Origin of the sequence: Pseudomonas sp. CCC4.1 (assembly GCF_035019225.1) — a bacterium.
Lineage (GTDB): Bacteria > Pseudomonadota > Gammaproteobacteria > Pseudomonadales > Pseudomonadaceae > Aquipseudomonas > Aquipseudomonas bubulae.
Window position 1 is genome coordinate 1 of sequence record NZ_JASJWL010000079.1, and the last position, 18,145, is coordinate 18,145.

Genomic DNA, 18,145 nt, shown 5'->3' on the forward strand with positions numbered 1-18,145 from the left:
AGATGTGTATAAGAGACAGCTCCCACAGGGAGGTCAGGCGTTTTGCAGAACTGCTTTCACCGCTGCCACCGAACGCTCTACATCGGCCTTGGTCATCGCCGTAAACATCGGCAATGATACGATCAGGCGCCCGACACGTTCGGCCACCGGGAACATCCCTTCTTTAAAGCCCTGCGCGCGGTACAGGCTGAGCAAGTGAATTGGCGGGTAGTGGTAACCGATGCCCACGCCCAATGCCTGCATTTCTTTCATAAAGGTCGCCCGCGCCGGTTGACCATCCTTGCGCTCAGGCAGCACGAGCTGGAACAGATGCCAGTTGGTGTTGTTGAAATCCGCCACCGGCAGTTGCGCGCCGTATTCCGCTTCAAAATCCGACCCGAAGCACTCAAAGTAATGCTTGGCCAGCGCCCGACGATGGGCGGTGATGGTTTCGATATGGGCGAACTGGCCCAGACCAATCGCAGCCGCAATGTCGGTCATATTGAACTTGCCACCCAGCACGTCGACATCCAGGCCGTCGAAACCGGTACGGGTAACGCCTTGCAGGCGGTATTTTTCGGCCAGCCGCGCTTCTTCTTCATTGTTCAGTACCAGGCAACCACCTTCGGATGAGGTGATGTTCTTGTTGGCCTGAAAACTGAAAGAAACGAAATCGCCGCGTGCGCCAATGCGCTCACCTTGCCAGCTGGAGCCCAGGGCCTGGGCCGCATCTTCAACCACGCGCAGGTTATGCTTTTTGGCAATTGCGTAGAGCGCGTCCATGTCCACTGGCAGGCCCGACAGGTACACCGGAATGATGGCCTTGGTGCGCGGGGTAATGGCTGCTTCGAGCTTGTTAAGATCGATATTGCGGGTTACCGGGTCGATATCGGCAAACACCGGCGTGGCACCGACTTCGATAATCACATTGGCAGTAGCGACCCATGAAATAGGCGTGGTGATGACTTCATCGCCAGCACCGATTCCGGCAATGCGCAGAGCGATTTCCATGGTGCAAGTGCCGGAGTTGAAAGTGCGCACCGGGCGCCCGCCAAAATACTCGGACAATTGTGCTTCGAATGCCTGCACCTTGGGCCCGCTGGTGATCCAGCCCGAGCGCAACACGTCGCCCACGGCAGCAATGGTGGCTTCATCAATGGTGGGTTTGGAAAACGGCAGGAAAGGCAGCGAGCTCATAGAGGCATGACGTCCGATGTGAGTGAATTTGAGTAACCAAAGAGCAACAGCATAGCGCTCAAGATCATACCCGCAGGATCACTCACAGCTGGTGAAAATTCTGTATGGCGGCTGAATGAGCAAGGGCCGTATTGCGTAGCAGCTGCTTTCGGCAGCTGCTACAGGAAAACTGCAACTGTGGGAGCGAGCCTGCTCGCGAAGGTCGTTCGCGAGCAGGTTCGCTCCCACAATAAGGCTTGACCTGCAACAGAGAATCCACAGATGGAGGTGTTTACTCAGCCGTGGCGTTTTTAACCAGAATCGCGTTAGCCAGGTCCATATCGCTGACTTTCAGGTTCGGGTTATCGGCGCGCACTTGTTGCATGGCCGACTCCAGGTACGGGCCACGAATTGATCCGTTACTGGCGACAAAACTGCCGGCGTCATCTTGAGCTGCGATGACTTTGCGGTCTTTTTTGAAGGTCAGGTAAGTGGACCCGGTGGTTGCGCCGGAAGACAGCACATTACGCCAGAAGCTGTCGGCCATGGCCGAACCAACAGGCAGGGACAGCAAGGCGATAGCGGCAACAGCATATTTGAGACGCATGACGGTGACTCCGGATAGATTAGCTATAGTATTTGATTGCCAATAGTGCGCAGGAGTTCCGTAACCTTACGGCACAATTTCTACGCTCAACACGGCTCCGTTTTGTTCGGTTACGCGTACCGATGTTCCCACCGGAGCGTCAGGCCCTACTGCCATCCATACGCTGTCCCCTACCTTGATTTTGCCCCGCCCTTCGACAATCGCCTGTTGCACGATAAAAGTACGGCCGATCAGCTCATGACCGCGGCGGTTGAGGTTCGGCTGGTCGCCACTCTCCCCAGTGCCACGTTGGCGCCGCCACCAGAATACCGCCGTGAGGATCGCCAGCACGCCAAACAGCGGCAATTGCAGTGTCCAGGGCAGCTCCGGGGCCAGGAACGTCAAGCCGCCCAAAATCAGGGCAGCAAGGCCCACCCACAGCAGATAACCACCGGCGCCGAATACCTCCAGAATCAGCAGTACCGTGCCAAGAGCCAGCCAGTCCCAGAAGTTCAGGTCTTGCAGAAACTCCCACATGTATCAGGCCTTCCTGGTATCAAAGGTGGCTTTGACGATTTCGCTGATGCCTCCCACGGCGCCGATCACCTGGCTGGCTTCCAGCGGCATGAGGATGACCTTGCTGTTGTTGGCAGAAGCTAGTTTGCCCAGCGCATCGATATATTTTTGTGCAACAAAATAGTTGATCGCCTGTACGTTGCCTGAGGCAATGGCTTCCGACACCACTTGTGTGGCGCGGGCTTCGGCTTCGGCCTGGCGTTCGCGGGCTTCGGCTTCGAGGAACGCTGCCTGGCGGCCCCCTTCGGCTTCGAGGATCTGTGCCTGTTTTTTGCCTTCGGCGGTGAGGATTGCTGCGGCCCTTAGCCCTTCAGCTTCAAGAATTTGCGCACGCTTGATACGTTCGGCTTTCATTTGCCCGGACATGGCGGCCATCAGGTCGGCCGGCGGGCTGATGTCCTTGATCTCGATACGGGTGATTTTGATGCCCCACGGTGCCGTTGCTTCATCGACTGTGCGCAACAGTTTTTCATTGATGCCGTCACGCTGGCTGAGCATGGCATCCAGCTCCATGGAACCCAGCACGGTGCGGATGTTGGTTTGCAGCAGGTTGCGAATGGCATGCTCGAGGTTGTTGACCTCATAGGCGGCTTGCGCCGTGTTGACCACCTGGAAGAAACACACGGCATCGATTTGTACCGTGGCGTTATCGGCGGTAATCACTTCTTGTGGGGGGATATCCAGCACGCTTTCCATGACGTTGATCTTGCGTCCGATACGATCCATCACCGGGATGATGATGTTCAGGCCCGGCTTGAGGGTATTGGTGTATCGCCCGAAGCGTTCCACCGTCCATTGATAACCTTGCGGCACCACCTTGAAGCCCATAAAGAGCACGGCAATGGCCAGGGCGACAAATAACAGGATCACAGTACCCACTTGCATAACCATTCCTTGTTTTTGAGGTGTAAGAAACAAACGAGCGTGAAGCGTAGCGATCTAGAAAATTGTCCAACTCCCTGGATTTTAGTCAAAACAACTCAAGCATGCGGGGTGACTCGCAGTGCTTCTTGCAGTGAGGTCACCCCGTCTGCAACTTTTAGGGCCGCAGCAAGCCTGAGGCTGAGCATTCCTTGTGCACCTGCCTGGCGACGAATGGCGTTGAGGTCGGTTTCGCGGCCAATCAGCCCCCTGAGTTTTTCGCTTATGACCATGACTTCGTAAACACCGACCCTCCCGGTGTAACCGGTTTCGCGGCACTGCGCACAACCAACGGCCCGGCAGATTGTGTCCGGTGCTGCCCCGGCCCAGGCCGGGGCAAAATCCTGCCATTCGTCGGGAGCCGGCGGATGTTCGGTCTTGCACTCCGGGCACAAGGTTCTGACCAGTCGCTGGGCCATGACACCCAGCAATGTGGCCTTTATCAGATAGGGGGCAACCCCGAGTTCTTGCAGGCGGCTGATGGCGCCGGGAGCGTCGTTGGTATGCAGGGTCGAGAGCACCAGATGCCCGGTGAGTGCAGCCTGAATAGCCACTTCGGCGGTTTCCAGATCACGTATCTCACCGAGCATGATGATATCCGGGTCCTGGCGCAGCAGCGCCCGCACACCGTTGGCGAAGGTCAGGTCAATGTTGGTCTGAACCTGCATTTGATTGAACGCCGGCTCGATCATTTCGATGGGGTCTTCGAGGGTGCACAGGTTGATTTTGGGGGTGGCCAGTTGCTTGAGCGTTGCATACAGGGTGCTGGTTTTACCCGAGCCGGTGGGGCCGGTGATCAAAATAATGCCGTTGGGCCGGGTGGTCATGTGCTGCCAGCGTTGCAAGTCGTTCGGGGAGAGGCCCAACTGGTCGAAATCTTTGAGCAGGACCTGCGGGTCAAAAATACGCATCACCATTTTTTCGCCAAAGGCGGTGGGCAGGGTGGCGAGCCTCAGTTCCACTTCAGCACCCTGGGGCAGGCGGGTTTTTATCCGGCCGTCCTGGGGTTTGCGTTTTTCGGCAACATTCATCCGGCCCAGGCTCTTGAGGCGACTGACAACGGCCATCGTTACCTGTGGCGGGAAGTGGTAAACATCATGCAGCACGCCGTCGATCCGAAAGCGCACGCAACCCTGCTCACGGCGGGGCTCCAGGTGGACATCGCTGGCGCGTTATTCAAAGGCGTACTGAAACAGCCAGTCGACGATATTGACGATGTGCGCATCGTTGGCATCCGGTTCCCGCTCGCCTGCGCCCAAGGTCAGCAGTTGTTCGAAATTGGCCGGCGGGCTGGTCTTCTGATCGTTGAGTACAGCCCCAGTGACCGATTTGGCCAGCTGGAAAAACTCTACGTTGAGGCGCTGGATTTCCAGGGGGTTGGCAATGACACGTCTGATAGGGCGCTTGAGCGACTGGCGCAAATCGGCCTCCCAACTGCTGACCCAGGGCTGGGTGTTGGCAACTGTGATGGCTGAGGCATCGGCCGCCACCGCGATGATTCCATGCCGCTGGGCGAAGGCAAAGGACATTGCTCCGGTCACGGTGGCGACATCGACCTTGAGCGGATCAAGGCGCAGGTAGGGTTGCCCTGCATGGTTGGCGAGCCAGGCAGTGAGGGTTTCAAGATCGAGAATCCTGCCTCCCCGATCGGGATCGCAGAATTGTTGCTGCGCAAGAAATACCAGGGGGTGGAGGGTGGCACTGGACGCTTCGCGACTGCGTACCATTGCCTGCGTGGCGCAGCTTTGCTGGATACGATTTTGCGCCAACAGCGCGGATAACAGATTGTTGAGGTTCAGCCACCGGTCATGGGACGGGGTGATGCGCATAACGGCTCCTTGAGGCATCGGCGCAGACAGGTCCTTGTCTGGCCATGTACCTGATAAAGCCTAGTTGCGCCGTGTTGGCCCGCCTGCCACCAATGGTTGCGAACTATTACCCGCAAGCTTGCATTGCCGGGTCCTTGGCGGCCTGCACGGGTTGCAGCTGCATGTCGAAGACGCTGATCAGGCTGCGCAGTTTTTCGCCGATGATCCGGGCACGGTGCCAGCTCTGTTCGTGACTGCGGATGTCAATGCTCAAGGTGTCCCCGTCACGTACCACATCCACTTGCTGCGGGATCAGTTGCTGCAGGGCAAACAGATTGAGCACCCGGCACAGCACGTCGGCATCGGCTTCGGCCTGGATACGGAAAAGCACCTGGCAAGGGGCTGCATTGCTGGCCCATACGTCGGGGCGAGGGGCGTGGGTAATGACTTCAAGATGCGGCATGCAATGGCTCCTGTTCAGACTGGAGAAATATTTACACGTCGCGGGAGAATTTTTTTATCTAAGATGTTTTGAATTGACGATAAATAGACTCGAACAAGTCTCAGCTTATTCATTAATGGGTATTTTTATGCAAAGCGAGCTGGATGCTTACGACCGACGCATATTGGCGCTGCTGCAAGAGGACGCTTCGCTGTCCAGCGCGCAGATCGCGGAGAAGGTGGGGCTTTCGCAATCGCCCTGCTGGCGGCGGATCCAGAAGATGAAGGACGAGGGCATCATTCGTGGCCAGGTCACCTTGCTCGATCGCAAGAAAATCGGCCTCAATACGCAAATTTTTGCCGAGATCAAACTCAATGCACACGGTCGCTCAAACTTCACCGAGTTTACTGACGCGATCCGCGGTTTCCCCGAAGTGCTGGAATGCTATGTGCTGATGGGAGCGGTAGATTTTCTGCTGCGTATCGTGACGGCTGATATCGAAGCCTACGAGCGGTTTTTCTTTGAGAAACTGTCGATGGTGCCGGGCATTCAAGAGGTGAATTCGATTGTGGCGTTGTCCGAGATCAAGTCCACCACCTGCCTGCCGGTCTGAATCCCGGAAAACAAAACGGCCTTCTCAAGGAAGGCCGTCGGCTGGGTTTGCGCACTGTTATCAGTGAACAAACAACGCAATCAGAATAATGATCGGAATTGGAATACCGAGGAAAAACAGCAGAAGTGAGCGCATTTTATTCTCCAGTCAACGAATAGCCCGGGTTAAACCAGCGGGGTTGTGGTGGTGGGGGTCAGATACGTCACGGCATCCCGGCGACGGCCGCCAAAGGTGGCGCACAGGCTGGCAAAGAAAGCGCCGATCAGCAGTGTGATAAACATCCACAAGGTGGACCAGGCGGCGACCTTGGCAGCGGTATCAGCGGCTTCCTTGGCTTTTACCTTGGCCTCTTCAACAGCCTGATGGGCCTTGGCGTAGACCTGGTCGACCCGTTGTTCGGCTTCAGGTTGGCTGAGGTTGGTGCGCTGGGCGATGATTTGGGCCAGGTAGGTACGGTCTTCACTGCTCAATTGGCCGTCATTGGCCAGGCTGTGGGCGAAGATGCGGGCCACGGTGCCATGGGCTGCGTCTTCGCTGACAGCGGTGCCGCGGTCATCGCGAAACAGGCTGTCGATAAAATAGTCCGAACCTTTGTCGCCATTGTTGGCTGCGGCACTGCCGGCTGCACTGCTGATCGCCGTTGCGGCGCCTGAAGCTACGCTGGCCCCGGCTTGAACGCCGCTGCCGATCACGCTGCTGACCGAGCCTGCAACCAGGGTAGCGGTTACCAGCGTGGCCACGGCCCATGCCAGAAAACCATGGGCGGTGTCGCGAAAGTAGGCTTCATCGCCATGCAGGTTGGTCCATTTGACCCGCAAACGACCGGCCAGATAACCGCCCATGCCGGAAGCAATGATCTGGGTAACGGCCAGCCAGACGATGGCGGTAATACCCAGGCCTTTGGCGCCCACCCCTTCATTGGCCCACGGAGAAACCGCAGAAAACCCAAGCCCCGCCCCTAGCATCAGCAGCAGCAGGGAGAGGACGGCAGCAGTGGCGGCGCCGGCAAAGATGGCGGCCCAGGAAACACCGGATTGACCGGAGGAATCTTGCAGGGCTGCGGGATAGTGTTCAGTTGTCCCGATCATTGTTGTTGTGCTCCTGAATGGTAGGAAGTGCAGCGTTCATTCAGGTAATTGCAGGGGATGTGCCAACCCTGTGTTGCAGGTAATTCCATATCTTTCAATGGCTTGCAAATGGTTGGTTTTTTCGGTGCATGCAGATTGCATGATCAGGGGCAAAACAGGCGGGCGTAATGCATTGAAACAATTTGCCCGGAGCAGGCGCAGGTAAAAAAAACGGGAGCCTTTCGGCTCCCGTTGTACGCATCAGTCGTGACGATGCTTGTTTTTGCGATGGCCATACGCGTGGCCACGGCCGCGATGATCGTCGCGGTAGTAGCGACGGTTATCGCGGTCACGATAGCGGCGATCGTCGCTGTCGCTTTTATTGCCCATATAGTTGCCCAGCGCGCCACCGGCACCACCGCCAGCGGCCGAGCCCACCAGTGCGCCTGTGCTGCCGCCGACACTGCGGCCCAGCACGTTACCGCCTGCAGCACCCAGTGCGCCGCCAATGGCGGCTTCACCACGGCTGCGTTTGTCGGCACCTACGGCACTACCTGCCGCACCACCCACACCTGCACCAATCGCAGAACCGGTCGAGCCGCCGAGCTGTTGGCCAACAACGGCGCCAAGAACCCCGCCTAATGCGCCGCCTACACCGGCTTCGGTGGTGCCACCGGCCGAGGCTACGCCACTGACCAGGCCAAGGGACAACAAGAGAATCGAGGTGAGCTTCATGGATGAGCCTCAAAGAGATGACGGCGCGATCCTGAGGCTGCAAGCGGTTGGTGACAATCGAAATCCGACGAGTAGCACGAGTTGTACACAATTCTATAAGTTGTTGTTTTTACTAGGGAACTTAATCTGTTTTCGAGGGTCTGTTAGCTAGTTCGGTTAGGTCGTTTTCGTAGGAAAACGGCCTTTTTTGTGGCCGCAGTTCAGAGGCGCGCTCCCACCACAAACGAACAAAAAGTGCTCAGCTGGCCTTAGCCATGATCAGCGTTGACGGGCTGGCTGCCTCCAGGCAAATCGCCACGAACTTGGACGTAGGCGTATGGCTGCCATCGCCCGTGCTTTCCAGAGGCACCAGCGGGTTGACCTCCGGGTAGTACGCCGCAGCTTGCCCGGCAGGAATATCAAACGCCAGCAGGGTGAAATTTTTCACCCTGCGCTCGTGCCGGTCATCCCAGATCGAAACGATATCGACCTTCTGCCCCGGCTTGAAGCCCAGGCGGATGATGTCGGCTTCGTTGACGAACAGCACATCACGCTGGCCCTTGACCCCGCGATAGCGGTCATCGAGGCCATAGATAGTGGTGTTGTACTGATCGTGAGAGCGCATGGACTGCAAGATCAGGTCGGGCAGCCGGCCTGTGGCGCGGGTGCGGGCATCTACCAGGTCTTGAGGCAGTGCGTTGGGGCGGAAGTTGGCGCGCCCGGACGGCGTGTTCCACTGTCGCGCACCGGCCGAGTTGCCCAAATAGAAGCCGCCCGGGTGTTCGATGCGCGTGTTGAAGTCCTTGAAACCGGGAATGGTGTCGGCAATCAAGTCGCGAATGCGTCGGTAGTCAGCGACGACCCAGTTCCAGTCAATCGGGTGGGTGCCCAGTGTGGCCGCAGCAATGCCGGCAATGATTGCGGGCTCCGAGCGCATCTGCCTGGACAGTGGCTGCAACTGGCCATTGGAGGCGTGGACCATGCTGAACGAGTCTTCCACGGTCACCGCTTGCGGGCCTTCTGCCTGAATGTCGATATCGGTACGGCCCAGGCATGGCAGGATCAGCGCTTGTTTGCCGTGCATCAGGTGGCTGCGGTTGAGCTTGGTGCTGATCTGTACAGTCAGGGCGCAATTGCGCAGGGCCTGTGCGGTGCGCGGGCTGTCTGGAGTGGCCTGGGCGAAGTTGCCGCCCAGGCCGATAAACACCTTGGCTCGGCCTTCAAGCATGGCGTGGATGGCTTCAACCACGTTGTGGCCGTTTTCACGGGGCACCTTGAACTGGAAGCGACGCTCCAACGAATCGAGGAAGGCCACCGGCGGGCGTTCGTTGATGCCCATCGTGCGGTCGCCCTGTACGTTGCTGTGGCCGCGTACCGGGCACAGGCCGGCGCCGGGGCGGCCTATATTGCCGCGCAACAGCATCAGGTTGGCGATTTCCTGGATGGTCTGCACCGAATGACGATGCTGGGTGATGCCCATCGCCCAGCACATGATTACGTTCTTGCCCTTGAGGTACATGCGTGCGGCGCGTTCGATATCAACAAGGGTCAGGCCCGATTGCTCCACGATATGGTCCCACGAGGTGTCGTCGAGGCTGGAGATGTAATCGAGAATGCCCGCAGTGTGCTCATTCAAAAATGCATGATCGAACACGGCCGGTTCGCCTGCGGCCTGGGCATCGCGCTCCCACTGCAGGAGGAACTTGGCCATGCCGCGCAACAGCGCCATGTCACCGCCCAGTGCCGGACGCAGGTAGGCCGTGTTGGTCGGACGGTCGCCGTTGGTGAGCATTTCCAGCGGGTGCTGCGGGTGCTGGAAACGTTCCAGCCCGCGCTCCTTGAGCGGGTTGACGCACACTACCTGGGCGCCGCGCTTGACCGCCTCGCGCAGTGGTTCGAGCATGCGCGGGTGGTTGGTGCCGGGGTTTTGCCCCAATACAAAAATCGCATCCGCGTGCTCGAAATCATCAAAGGTCACGGTGCCTTTACCCACGCCGATGCTTTGCGCCAGGGCCACGCCGCTGGCCTCGTGGCACATGTTCGAGCAATCCGGGAAGTTGTTGGTGCCAAACGCGCGCACAAACAGTTGGTACAAATACGCCGCTTCGTTGCTGGCCCGGCCTGAGGTGTAGAACTCGGCTTCGTTGGGGCTGGCCAGGTTGAGCAAGTGCCTGGCGATCAAGGCGAAGGCGGCATCCCAGCTGATGGGGACGTAGCGGTCGGTTTCCGGGTCATAGCTCATGGGCTCGGTCAGGCGGCCCTGATATTCGAGCCAGTAATCACTTTGCTCCAGCAGCGCGCTGACGCTGTGCTTGGCGAAAAACGCCGCATCGACCCGGCGCTTGGTAGCTTCCCAGTTCACTGCCTTGGCGCCGTTCTCGCAAAACTTGACCAGGCCGCTTTCCGGCGAATCACCCCAGGCGCAGCCCGGGCAGTCGAAGCCGCCGTTCTGGTTGGTTTTGAGCATCATGCGCAGGTTTTTCAGTGCGTTGTCGCTGGTCAACCAGGCTTGCGCCACACTGATCAGCGCGCCCCAGCCACCGGCCGGGCCTTTGTAGGGCTTGTAGCGGGGAGTCGGGGTTTTGTCGGCTTGATGGTGTGTGCTCACGGTTGTTTCTCCTGCGCGGGGCTGTAGACCCTGGGCGCGCTTTTTTGTGGCAGATGAATAAGGTTGAGGTTGTGCCGCCGCGCCCATTGCAGCGCCAGGCCCGTGGGCGAGGACAGGCTGATCAGGGTCTGGATGCCGGCGCGCAGCACTTTTTGAATCAGTTCCAGGCTGCAACGGCTGGTGACGATTGCTGTGCCACCCGTCAGATCGATTTGCTGGCGTACCAGAGCACCGATCAATTTATCGAGGGCGTTGTGCCGGCCTATGTCTTCACGACCCAGCAGTAGTTGGCCCTGGCCGTTCATATAGACTGCAGCGTGTACGGCGCCGCAGTGCTGGCCCAAGGGTTGAAAGTCGCTGATGCGCTGGCGCAGGCCTTCCAGCCACTGCGCCGGTGGCAAAGGCGCGCCGGGCAATACCTGGAGATCGGGCAAGGCCTGTTCCACCGCTTCCACCCCACACAGCCCGCACCCACTGGTGCCGGCCAGTTGGCGGCGTTGCTGCTTGAGGTTCCAGAACGCCCGGCTGGCGATTTCGACCTGAGCGTATTGGGCAGACCCTGCACCGGTCAGTTTGAGGTCGTAGATTTCGCTGGCGTCTTGAATGATGCCGCTGCCCAGGCTGAAGCCGACGATAAAGTCCTCAAGGTCAGTGGGTGTGACCAGCATCACGGCCTGACTGATGCCGTTATAGGCAATCGCCAGGGCGACCTCTTCGGCCAGTGCAGTTTGCGCACCACCACTGTGGTCCAGGTTGACGTAGTCATAGCTCTGGCTGGCAGCAGGCGCGGGCGTGACAGAAGCAGGCGCCGCGCACAGAGGGCGCTTGGCGTTCATAAGGCAGTACCGACAATCAATTGAGCTCTAAGCCTAGGCGCGACACAGTGTCGCGTCTAATCGCTAGTGCTGATCTATTGATAGATGGCGTCGATCAAGAAGAGCTTGGTGATTTCTGATAAAGCGCGAAACAGGCTTCGGCCAGCGCTGAGCGCGGTGCCTCACGACGCATGATCAAACCCAGGCGGGCCAAGGTGCGTGCATCTTCTATGGGGTGCAGGCGCAGGTGGTCGGTCAGGGCTTCCAGCCCGCCCTCAAGGGGCATCACCGCGCAACAAAGCCCGCCGTGGACAGCTTGTAACAGTTGATGAACGGCATCGGTTTGCAACAGGGGTTGTGGCGTAAGGCCCCGGCTGTGGAAGTTGTGGTCGATGGACTGGCGAAAGTGCATGCCGCTGCTGAGCAGGCCCAGCGGCAAGCTGGTCAGCGCCTCCCAGCTAAGCGGCTGGTCACCGAAGTTGAAATACCGCTGGTCGTATAGCAGGCCCATGCGGGTTTCGCCCAGGGCCAGGGAGTCAAAACGTTCCTGGTCAAGGCGTTCAAGATAAGAGACACCCACGTCCAGCCGGTTGCTGGCCAGTTGCTCAAGGATTTGTTCCGAGCTCAGTGCTGACAATTCGAAGCGCAGATCGGGATGTTCCTGATGCAGACGCTGCAACAGCGGCAGGGGGTCAAAACTCGACAGCGGCACCACGCCCAGGCGCAGAGTACCGATCAGGTTACCGCGACAGGCAGCAGCTTCGGCCTGCAAACCGTCGTAGGCGGCCAACACGGTACGGGCCCAGGCCAGCACCCGCTCGCCAGGTGCGGTAAAGCTTTCGAAGCGCTGTCCGCGATTGACCAGTTGCAAGTCCAGTTCCTGTTCAAGGCTGCGCAAACGCATGGACAGGGTGGGCTGCGTGATATGGCAACGCGCGGCGGCCTGACCGAAATGTCGGGTTTCGTCGAGGGCAATGAGGAATTTCAGCTGTTTGATGTCCATCGTCGCTCCGGGTGCAATTCAGCGGGCGATTCTAGCGCGCTTGCACATGGCGTAGATGGTCTACGCTCTTGAGTCTGGATCTTCCAACCTAGGAGCGTGATGTATGAGTATTTTCAGCTTTGTGAAAGAAGCCGGCGAAAAATTGATCGACCTGCTGACACCGGGCAACGCCAATGCGGGCGAGGAGCTCAAGAAGCACGTACAGGAAGTGGGCTTGGGCAATCCGAACATCACCGCTACCGTGGAAGGCGACAAAGTGACAGTCAGCGGTGAAGTGGCCACCCAGGAAGAGAAAGAAAAAATCATTCTGGCGGCGGGTAATATCGCAGGCGTGGCCAGTGTTGAAGACAAGATCACCGTGACCGGCCCGGCTGTTGTGGCTTCGCGTTTTGTCGTGGTGAAAAAGGGCGACACCCTGAGCGCAATTTCGCTGCAGGTGTACGGCAACGCCAATCTGTACAACAAGATTTTCGAAGCCAACAAACCGTTGCTCAAGGACCCGAACAAAATCTATCCGGGCCAGACGCTGCGTATTCCCGAGTAAACCGTTTTACCCTGTGGGAGCGAGCCTGCTCGCGAATGCACTTCGCGAGCAGGCTCGCTCCCACGGGTTCAGAGATTCACAGCCCTTCCAGCAACTCGCGATAGTCCCCCAGCGCAGCAAATTCTGCAGTGTCTTTCGGGCCTTTTTGGCTGTCGGGCTGTTTCACTGCCAGCAAGTGAGCCACCCCAAAATCACGGGCACTGCGCAAAATTGGCAGGGTATCGTCGATAAACAGGCTGCGGGCTGGGTCAAAACCGATATCTGCTTGCAGGGCATCCCAGAACGCCGGGCTTTCCTTGGGATAACCGTAGTCGTGGGAACTGATAAGTCGCTCGAAATACGGGGCCAGCTCAATGCGCTCCATTTTCAACGACAGCGAATCACGGTGCGCGTTGGTGATCATGATCACCCGCTTGCCAGCTTTGTTGATGGCTGCCAGAAAAGTATCGGCATCGGGGCGCAAGGCAATCAGATGAGCGGTTTCGAGTTTGAGTTCGCGCACCGGGATCTTCAGCTCGCGGCTCCAGAAATCCAGGCAGTACCATTTCAACTGGCCCGCGTTGCCTTCAAATAGCGGCGTCAGTTCCAGATCCGCCATCGCCCGGCTGATGCCATGCAGCTCGGCATAGCGTTGGGGCAGGTGCTCCAGCCAGAAATGGTTGTCGTAGTGCAGGTCGAGCAGCGTGCCGTCCATGTCGAGCAGCACGGTATCAATGTCGCGCCAAGGTAAAACGGTCATGCAAAACTTCTCCCACAGGTAAAAATTTCCGACACAGACAATCGGAAAAGCCGGGGTATAGTACCCCGTTCATATTGAGGAGCCGCTATGCGCCAAAAACCCACCGTACTTGCCCGTGAAATTGTTGCCAGTAGCCGATTGTTTCGGGTTGAAGAAGTGCAACTGCGCTTCTCCAATGGAGTAGAGCGCACTTACGAACGGTTGGTGGGGCGCGGCAACGGTTATGGCGCAGTGATGATTGTGGCCATGATCGATGCTGAGCACGCGATTCTGGTTGAAGAATATTGCGGCGGCACTGATGAATACGAAGTTTCGCTGCCCAAGGGCCTGATCGAGCCGGGCGAAGATGTGTTGGCTGCGGCTGAACGAGAGCTCAAGGAGGAGGCCGGTTTCGGTGCTCGCCAGCTCGAGCATTTGACCGAGCTGTCCCTGTCCCCCGGCTATATGAGTCAAAAAATTCAGGTGGTCCTGGCTACCGATCTTTACGAAGAGCATCTGGAAGGCGACGAACCTGAGCCGATGCGCGTTGATCGGGTCAACCTGCGTGAGCTGTCGAGCCTGGTGCTTAACCCGCAATTCAGCGAAGGTCGTGCCCTGGCCGCGCTGTATCTGGCCCGCGATCTGCTGACCCAGCGTGGAGCATTCCAGCCGTGAGTGTCTTGCCCCATCCTTTGCTTGAAGGCGTGATCAAACTGGCCCATGCCGCTGGCGACGCGATTTTGCCGTTCTGGCGAGCGGGCGTTGAAGTCAGTGCCAAGGCCGATGATTCGCCAGTCACGGCCGCTGATCTGGCCGCCCATCACATCCTGCTTGATGGCCTCACCGCGCTGGCCCCGAGTATTCCGGTACTGTCGGAGGAAGACGCCAATATCGCGCAAGACGTGCGCGCGGGTTGGACGCGCTGGTGGTTGGTTGACCCGCTGGATGGCACCAAGGAATTCATTTGCGGCAGTGAAGAGTTCACCGTCAACATTGCGTTGATCGAGCAGGGTCGTGTGGTGTTTGGCGTGGTATCCATGCCCACCAGCGGTCGTTGCTACTACGGCGGCGCGGGCCTGGGGGCCTGGCGGGCGGAGGGCGATGAACCTGTGCCCATCAGCGTGCGAAACACACCGCCTGCGGGTGAGGCGTTGACCGTAGTCGCCAGCCGCCGCCATTCCAGTCCTGAGCAGGAGCACTTGCTGGCCGGTCTGAGTGAGCATCTGGGCGAATTGAAGTTGGTCAGCGTGGGCAGTTCCTTGAAGTTCTGTTTGCTGGCTGAAGGAGCGGCTGATTGTTATCCGCGCCTGGCGCCGACTTCGCAGTGGGACACGGCGGCGGCTCAGGGTGTGCTGGAAGGAGCTGGTGGTGTGGTGCTGCAACTGGATGGTGAACCGTTCAGTTATCCGGCCCGTGAGTCGCTGCTCAATCAGTCGTTTCTGGCGTTGCCGGCGCAGGCGCCGTGGCGTGAAAAATTGCTGGATCTGGCACAACGCTAGTCCACCCCTGTGGGAGCGGGCTTGCCCGCGATGCAAACGCTGCGGTCTTTCAGCCAGACCGCGCCGCGGCCATCGCGAGCAAACCCGTTCCCACAAAAATCGAGTTAGCGGTGCAACACGTACTGCCCGCTAAACCTCACCGCATCTTCCCCGCCCTGAACATTGACTACCCGCGTTTCCAGGGTCAGCCGCGCGCGGCCGTGGCGTTTGTACATGGCCAAAAACCTGTTCCATTGCGCATCATCTGGCGCATCACATACCGCAATGGCGTCCTCGGTCACGGGCAGCGGGTAGCTGATATGACCTTCCTGAATCACGATATGCCCGTCTTCGATTCCCGCTTCGCGCAGGCTCAAATGCAGCCAGCCCCAGCCCGCCAGCACTGCGCCGCAGTACAGGCTGCCGCCGAACATGGTGCTCTTGTGATTGATATTGGCTTCAAGCGGCAACTGCAGACGCAACTGCCGGTCTTGCCAGCCCAGTACCTTGAGACCCATTTCCCGGGTCAGCGGGATGTCGTGATGAAGAACTGACTCCAGATAACGACTGTCGCGGTTCATGCTGCGGCCTCTTTAATCAAGTTCATCTGGGTGTGGATGGCTGGCGCTGTCGAAGTTCAGCCCGTGCTTGCGCAGCTTGTCGTGCAGGGTCTTGCGCGGCACACCCAGTGCTTCGGCCAGGCTGCGCATGGAGCTGTGGGTGCGTTCAAGCTCGGCGGCGATCAGGCTTTTCTCGAAGTGCTCGACCTGCTCGCTCAAGCCGCCAGCTACTTCATTGCCCGCTGCTGGCTGGCCTTCAGCGGAGTTATCCAGAGCCAATTCAAGGCCCAGGGCAAAGCGCTCGGCGACGTTTTGCAGCTCGCGCACGTTGCCAGGCCAGGTGTGGCGCAACAATAAAGCCCGCTGCGCCGGTTGCAGCACGTTGGGCGTCAGGTCATGGCGCACACTGGCTTCGCCGGCAAAATAATCGAACAACATCAGCACATCTTCACCCCGCTCACGCAGGGGGGCGATGCGCAAGGGCGCTACGTTGAGGCGGTAATACAGGTCGGCGCGGAAGCGGCCCTGATCGGCGGCCTGGCGCAGGTCTTCCTTGGTGGCGGCGATCACCCGTATATCCAGCGGGATCAGCTGGTTCCCACCCAGGCGCTCGACCACGCGCTCTTGCAGCAAACGCAGCAATTTGACCTGCACGTCCAGGCTCATGCTCTCGATTTCGTCGAGGAACAGGGTGCCGCCATTGGCGAACTCGAACTTGCCAATGCGCCGCTTCTGCGCGCCGGTAAAGGCCCCAGGCTCATGCCCGAACAGTTCGCTCTCAACCACGGATTCAGCCAGGGCCCCGGCATTGATCGCCACAAACGGGCCGTTACGCCGCGCCGATAAATCATGCAGCGCCCGTGCAACCACTTCTTTGCCCGAGCCGGTCTCGCCGAGGATCAGCACATCGGCCTTGGTGGCGGCCAGAGCGCCGATTTGCTCGCGCAAGCGCAACATGGCCGGTGATACCCCCACCAGCCGCGAGCTCAGCAACTGGCGATCGCTCAGAGCCAGGCGCAGGCTGCGGTTGTCCATAACCAGAGCGCGCAAGGCCAGAGCACGACGCACGCTGTCGAGCAGGGCGTCACTGGCAAAGGGCTTTTCGAGAAAGTCATAGGCACCTGCACGCATGGCCTGCACCGCCAGCGGCACATCGCCGTGACCGGTAATCAGCAGCACCGGCAGTTCCGGGTCCTGGCCATGCAGTTGCGCCAGCAGCTCAAGGCCGTCCATGCCCGGCATGCGGATATCGCTGACTACCACACCCGGCCAGTCCCGGCCGATACGCTCGGCCAGGCCGTTGGCTTCGGCCAGTGGCAGCACCTTGAGCCCGGCCAGGTCCAGGGTCTGATACAAAGCCTGGCGCAGATGCGGGTCATCATCGATCAGGATGACCTGAACGTGCGGATCGATGGGCTGGCTCATGACCTGGAGTCCTCTGAAGCTTGCAAGCTCACACCTGGCGCACCTGCGCGCAGGCGTAAGGTAATTAAGGCGCCGCCTTCTTTGTGGTTGGCGAACAACAATTCGCCACCAAAGGCGCGGATCAGTGTGTCGCAAATGGCCAGCCCCAGGCCCAGCCCCTGAGTACGGGTCTTGGTGGTATAGAAAGGCTCACCGGCGCGGCCCAGCGCTTCCATGCAAAAACCCGGGCCGTTGTCGCGAATGTACACAGTGACGCCTTCCGGCGTGGATTGGGCACTTAGCCACAAGCGCCGGGGCGGGCCTTTTTCGGTCAAGGCATCGAGGGCGTTGGCCAGCAGGTTACCCAGTACCTGACGCAGGCGTGTTTCACCGGCTTCAACCCAGAGCGTGGCGGCGGGCAAGTCACGGATCAGTTCGACTTCCATGCTGCGTCGACGCTTGGCCAGCAACGCCAGGGCATCGTCCAGCGCCGGTTGCAGGGCGACGCTTTCCGGTGCGTGGCGATCGCGGCGGGCGAAGGCGCGCAGGTGGGCAATGATGGAGGACATGCGGCCGGTCAGTTCGTTGATCAGCTTGAGGTTGCCGCGGGCATCGTCGATACGTTGGTGGTCGAGCAACACTTCGGCGTTTTCGGCATAACTGCGGATAGCCGCCAGCGGCTGGTTGAGTTCGTGGCTGATGCTGGCCGACATGGTGCCCAGCGCCGACAGCTTGCCTGCCTGCACCAGATCGTCCTGGGCGCGCACCAGTTCCTGTTGCGCATGTTCGCGCTCCAGTACCTCTTCACGCAGACGCCGGTTTAGCCCTTCAAGGTCGCTGGTGCGCTCTGCCACACGCATTTCCAGCTCGCGGCGGGCCTTGGCTTCAAATGCAATGCGATCCAGGTAATGACGCCGACGCTGCATCATTAAACCGATCAACAGCATGACCACCAGCAAGGTGGCGCCGCCGATGGCCAGCACGGTGCGCACCGAGCGGTCGATCAATGTGCGAGGGGCAAGAATGTTCGCCTGCCAGCCGGTTTCGTCGATGGTCTGCGTCTGTACCAGCCAGGCACTGGGGTCGAGCGCCAGGGGCTTGGGGTCGCTGGTGGCTGTCTCTTATACACATCT

Annotated in this window: 17 protein-coding genes and 2 pseudogenes; 4 read left to right on the plus strand and 15 right to left on the minus strand. The window is 59.2% G+C overall.

The annotated features are described in order from the left end of the window. Window positions 1-33: 33 nt before the first annotated feature. The 6 genes and pseudogenes from QN377_RS21040 to QN377_RS21065 form a co-directional block, all read right to left on the minus strand. A complete protein-coding gene (locus QN377_RS21040) occupies window positions 34-1,176 on the minus strand; it encodes a DegT/DnrJ/EryC1/StrS family aminotransferase (RefSeq protein ID WP_095017787.1) in 1,143 nt (380 codons plus the stop codon). Window positions 1,177-1,447: 271 nt separating this feature from the next. Next, complete coding sequence (locus QN377_RS21045) at window positions 1,448-1,762, minus strand: DUF2388 domain-containing protein (RefSeq protein ID WP_095000725.1); 315 nt, start codon at window positions 1,760-1,762, stop codon at window positions 1,448-1,450. Window positions 1,763-1,828: 66 nt separating this feature from the next. After that, window positions 1,829-2,278 carry an NfeD family protein gene (locus QN377_RS21050; protein ID WP_095025179.1) on the minus strand — a complete coding sequence of 150 codons (450 nt, stop codon included), beginning with the start codon at window positions 2,276-2,278 and terminating at the stop codon, window positions 1,829-1,831. A gap of 3 nt (window positions 2,279-2,281) precedes the next feature. Further along, entirely contained in the window at window positions 2,282-3,202 is a 921-nt protein-coding gene (locus QN377_RS21055) for an SPFH domain-containing protein (RefSeq protein ID WP_095000727.1), read from the minus strand. A gap of 95 nt (window positions 3,203-3,297) precedes the next feature. After that, window positions 3,298-5,067, minus strand: a pseudogene (locus tag QN377_RS21060) (GspE/PulE family protein). A gap of 106 nt (window positions 5,068-5,173) precedes the next feature. Beyond that, window positions 5,174-5,509: a hypothetical protein gene (locus QN377_RS21065; RefSeq protein WP_095000729.1), complete on the minus strand. Its 336-nt coding sequence runs from the start codon at window positions 5,507-5,509 to the stop codon at window positions 5,174-5,176. A gap of 127 nt (window positions 5,510-5,636) precedes the next feature. Here QN377_RS21065 and QN377_RS21070 point away from each other — a divergent pair, with 127 nt between their 5' ends. Continuing rightward, on the plus strand, window positions 5,637-6,101 hold the full coding sequence (locus QN377_RS21070; protein ID WP_095000730.1) for an Lrp/AsnC family transcriptional regulator: 465 nt from the start codon (window positions 5,637-5,639) through the stop codon (window positions 6,099-6,101). Between the two features lie 164 nt (window positions 6,102-6,265). Here the strand turns inward: QN377_RS21070 and QN377_RS21075 are convergent, their stop codons facing one another. From QN377_RS21075 to QN377_RS21095, 5 genes are all read right to left on the minus strand, one after another. Then, window positions 6,266-7,189 (minus strand): hypothetical protein, encoded by a 924-nt coding sequence (locus tag QN377_RS21075; RefSeq protein WP_095000731.1) that lies wholly within the window; start codon window positions 7,187-7,189, stop codon window positions 6,266-6,268. A 240-nt stretch (window positions 7,190-7,429) separates the two neighbouring features. Next, a complete protein-coding gene (locus QN377_RS21080; RefSeq protein ID WP_095000732.1) occupies window positions 7,430-7,903 on the minus strand; it encodes a glycine zipper domain-containing protein in 474 nt (157 codons plus the stop codon). Window positions 7,904-8,141: 238 nt separating this feature from the next. Continuing rightward, a complete protein-coding gene (locus QN377_RS21085) occupies window positions 8,142-10,490 on the minus strand; it encodes an FdhF/YdeP family oxidoreductase (RefSeq protein ID WP_095031419.1) in 2,349 nt (782 codons plus the stop codon). Next, window positions 10,487-11,326 carry a formate dehydrogenase accessory sulfurtransferase FdhD gene (gene fdhD, locus QN377_RS21090; protein WP_322213952.1) on the minus strand — a complete coding sequence of 280 codons (840 nt, stop codon included), beginning with the start codon at window positions 11,324-11,326 and terminating at the stop codon, window positions 10,487-10,489. Before fdhD ends, QN377_RS21085 begins: the two co-directional genes overlap by 4 nt. Before the next feature lie 94 nt (window positions 11,327-11,420). Beyond that, the gene (locus tag QN377_RS21095) at window positions 11,421-12,308 is read right to left on the minus strand and encodes a LysR family transcriptional regulator (protein ID WP_095000735.1); all 888 of its coding nucleotides are present in this window, start codon (window positions 12,306-12,308) and stop codon (window positions 11,421-11,423) included. Window positions 12,309-12,411: 103 nt separating this feature from the next. Here QN377_RS21095 and lysM point away from each other — a divergent pair, with 103 nt between their 5' ends. Then, window positions 12,412-12,852, plus strand: a complete 441-nt coding sequence (gene lysM, locus QN377_RS21100; protein ID WP_095000736.1) for a peptidoglycan-binding protein LysM — start codon at window positions 12,412-12,414, stop codon at window positions 12,850-12,852. A 76-nt stretch (window positions 12,853-12,928) separates the two neighbouring features. Here the strand turns inward: lysM and yrfG are convergent, their stop codons facing one another. Next, the gene (gene yrfG, locus QN377_RS21105) at window positions 12,929-13,591 is read right to left on the minus strand and encodes a GMP/IMP nucleotidase (protein WP_095000737.1); all 663 of its coding nucleotides are present in this window, start codon (window positions 13,589-13,591) and stop codon (window positions 12,929-12,931) included. A gap of 87 nt (window positions 13,592-13,678) precedes the next feature. Between yrfG and nudE the strand changes: the two genes are divergently transcribed. Both nudE and cysQ read left to right on the plus strand, forming a co-directional pair. Continuing rightward, window positions 13,679-14,245, plus strand: a complete 567-nt coding sequence (gene nudE, locus QN377_RS21110; protein ID WP_095000738.1) for an ADP compounds hydrolase NudE — start codon at window positions 13,679-13,681, stop codon at window positions 14,243-14,245. Next, the gene (gene cysQ, locus QN377_RS21115) at window positions 14,242-15,069 is read left to right on the plus strand and encodes a 3'(2'),5'-bisphosphate nucleotidase CysQ (protein WP_095000739.1); all 828 of its coding nucleotides are present in this window, start codon (window positions 14,242-14,244) and stop codon (window positions 15,067-15,069) included. Before nudE ends, cysQ begins: the two co-directional genes overlap by 4 nt. A 104-nt stretch (window positions 15,070-15,173) precedes the next feature. Here the strand turns inward: cysQ and QN377_RS21120 are convergent, their stop codons facing one another. The 3 genes and pseudogenes from QN377_RS21120 to QN377_RS21130 all read right to left on the minus strand — a co-directional run. After that, window positions 15,174-15,629, minus strand: coding sequence for a thioesterase domain-containing protein (locus tag QN377_RS21120; protein WP_095017782.1), 456 nt, complete (start codon window positions 15,627-15,629; stop codon window positions 15,174-15,176). A 12-nt stretch (window positions 15,630-15,641) separates the two neighbouring features. Then, window positions 15,642-17,033, minus strand: a complete 1,392-nt coding sequence (locus tag QN377_RS21125) for a sigma-54-dependent transcriptional regulator (protein ID WP_095000741.1) — start codon at window positions 17,031-17,033, stop codon at window positions 15,642-15,644. Next, window positions 17,030-18,124 (minus strand): annotated as a pseudogene (locus QN377_RS21130) (sensor histidine kinase); the annotation flags it as partial. The pseudogene QN377_RS21130 and the gene QN377_RS21125, both read right to left, overlap by 4 nt. Window positions 18,125-18,145: the final 21 nt, after the last annotated feature.

Coding starts and splice junctions, on each gene's coding strand:
- QN377_RS21040 (WP_095017787.1), bottom strand. CDS start 1,176: ATGAGCTCGCTGCCTTTCCTGCCGTTTTCCAAACCCACCATTGATGAA.
- QN377_RS21045 (WP_095000725.1), bottom strand. CDS start 1,762: ATGCGTCTCAAATATGCTGTTGCCGCTATCGCCTTGCTGTCCCTGCCT.
- QN377_RS21050 (WP_095025179.1), bottom strand. CDS start 2,278: ATGTGGGAGTTTCTGCAAGACCTGAACTTCTGGGACTGGCTGGCTCTT.
- QN377_RS21055 (WP_095000727.1), bottom strand. CDS start 3,202: ATGCAAGTGGGTACTGTGATCCTGTTATTTGTCGCCCTGGCCATTGCC.
- QN377_RS21065 (WP_095000729.1), bottom strand. CDS start 5,509: ATGCCGCATCTTGAAGTCATTACCCACGCCCCTCGCCCCGACGTATGG.
- QN377_RS21070 (WP_095000730.1), top strand. CDS start 5,637: ATGCAAAGCGAGCTGGATGCTTACGACCGACGCATATTGGCGCTGCTG.
- QN377_RS21075 (WP_095000731.1), bottom strand. CDS start 7,189: ATGATCGGGACAACTGAACACTATCCCGCAGCCCTGCAAGATTCCTCC.
- QN377_RS21080 (WP_095000732.1), bottom strand. CDS start 7,903: ATGAAGCTCACCTCGATTCTCTTGTTGTCCCTTGGCCTGGTCAGTGGC.
- fdhD (WP_322213952.1), bottom strand. CDS start 11,326: ATGAACGCCAAGCGCCCTCTGTGCGCGGCGCCTGCTTCTGTCACGCCC.
- QN377_RS21095 (WP_095000735.1), bottom strand. CDS start 12,308: ATGGACATCAAACAGCTGAAATTCCTCATTGCCCTCGACGAAACCCGA.
- lysM (WP_095000736.1), top strand. CDS start 12,412: ATGAGTATTTTCAGCTTTGTGAAAGAAGCCGGCGAAAAATTGATCGAC.
- yrfG (WP_095000737.1), bottom strand. CDS start 13,591: ATGACCGTTTTACCTTGGCGCGACATTGATACCGTGCTGCTCGACATG.
- nudE (WP_095000738.1), top strand. CDS start 13,679: ATGCGCCAAAAACCCACCGTACTTGCCCGTGAAATTGTTGCCAGTAGC.
- QN377_RS21120 (WP_095017782.1), bottom strand. CDS start 15,629: ATGAACCGCGACAGTCGTTATCTGGAGTCAGTTCTTCATCACGACATC.
- QN377_RS21125 (WP_095000741.1), bottom strand. CDS start 17,033: ATGAGCCAGCCCATCGATCCGCACGTTCAGGTCATCCTGATCGATGAT.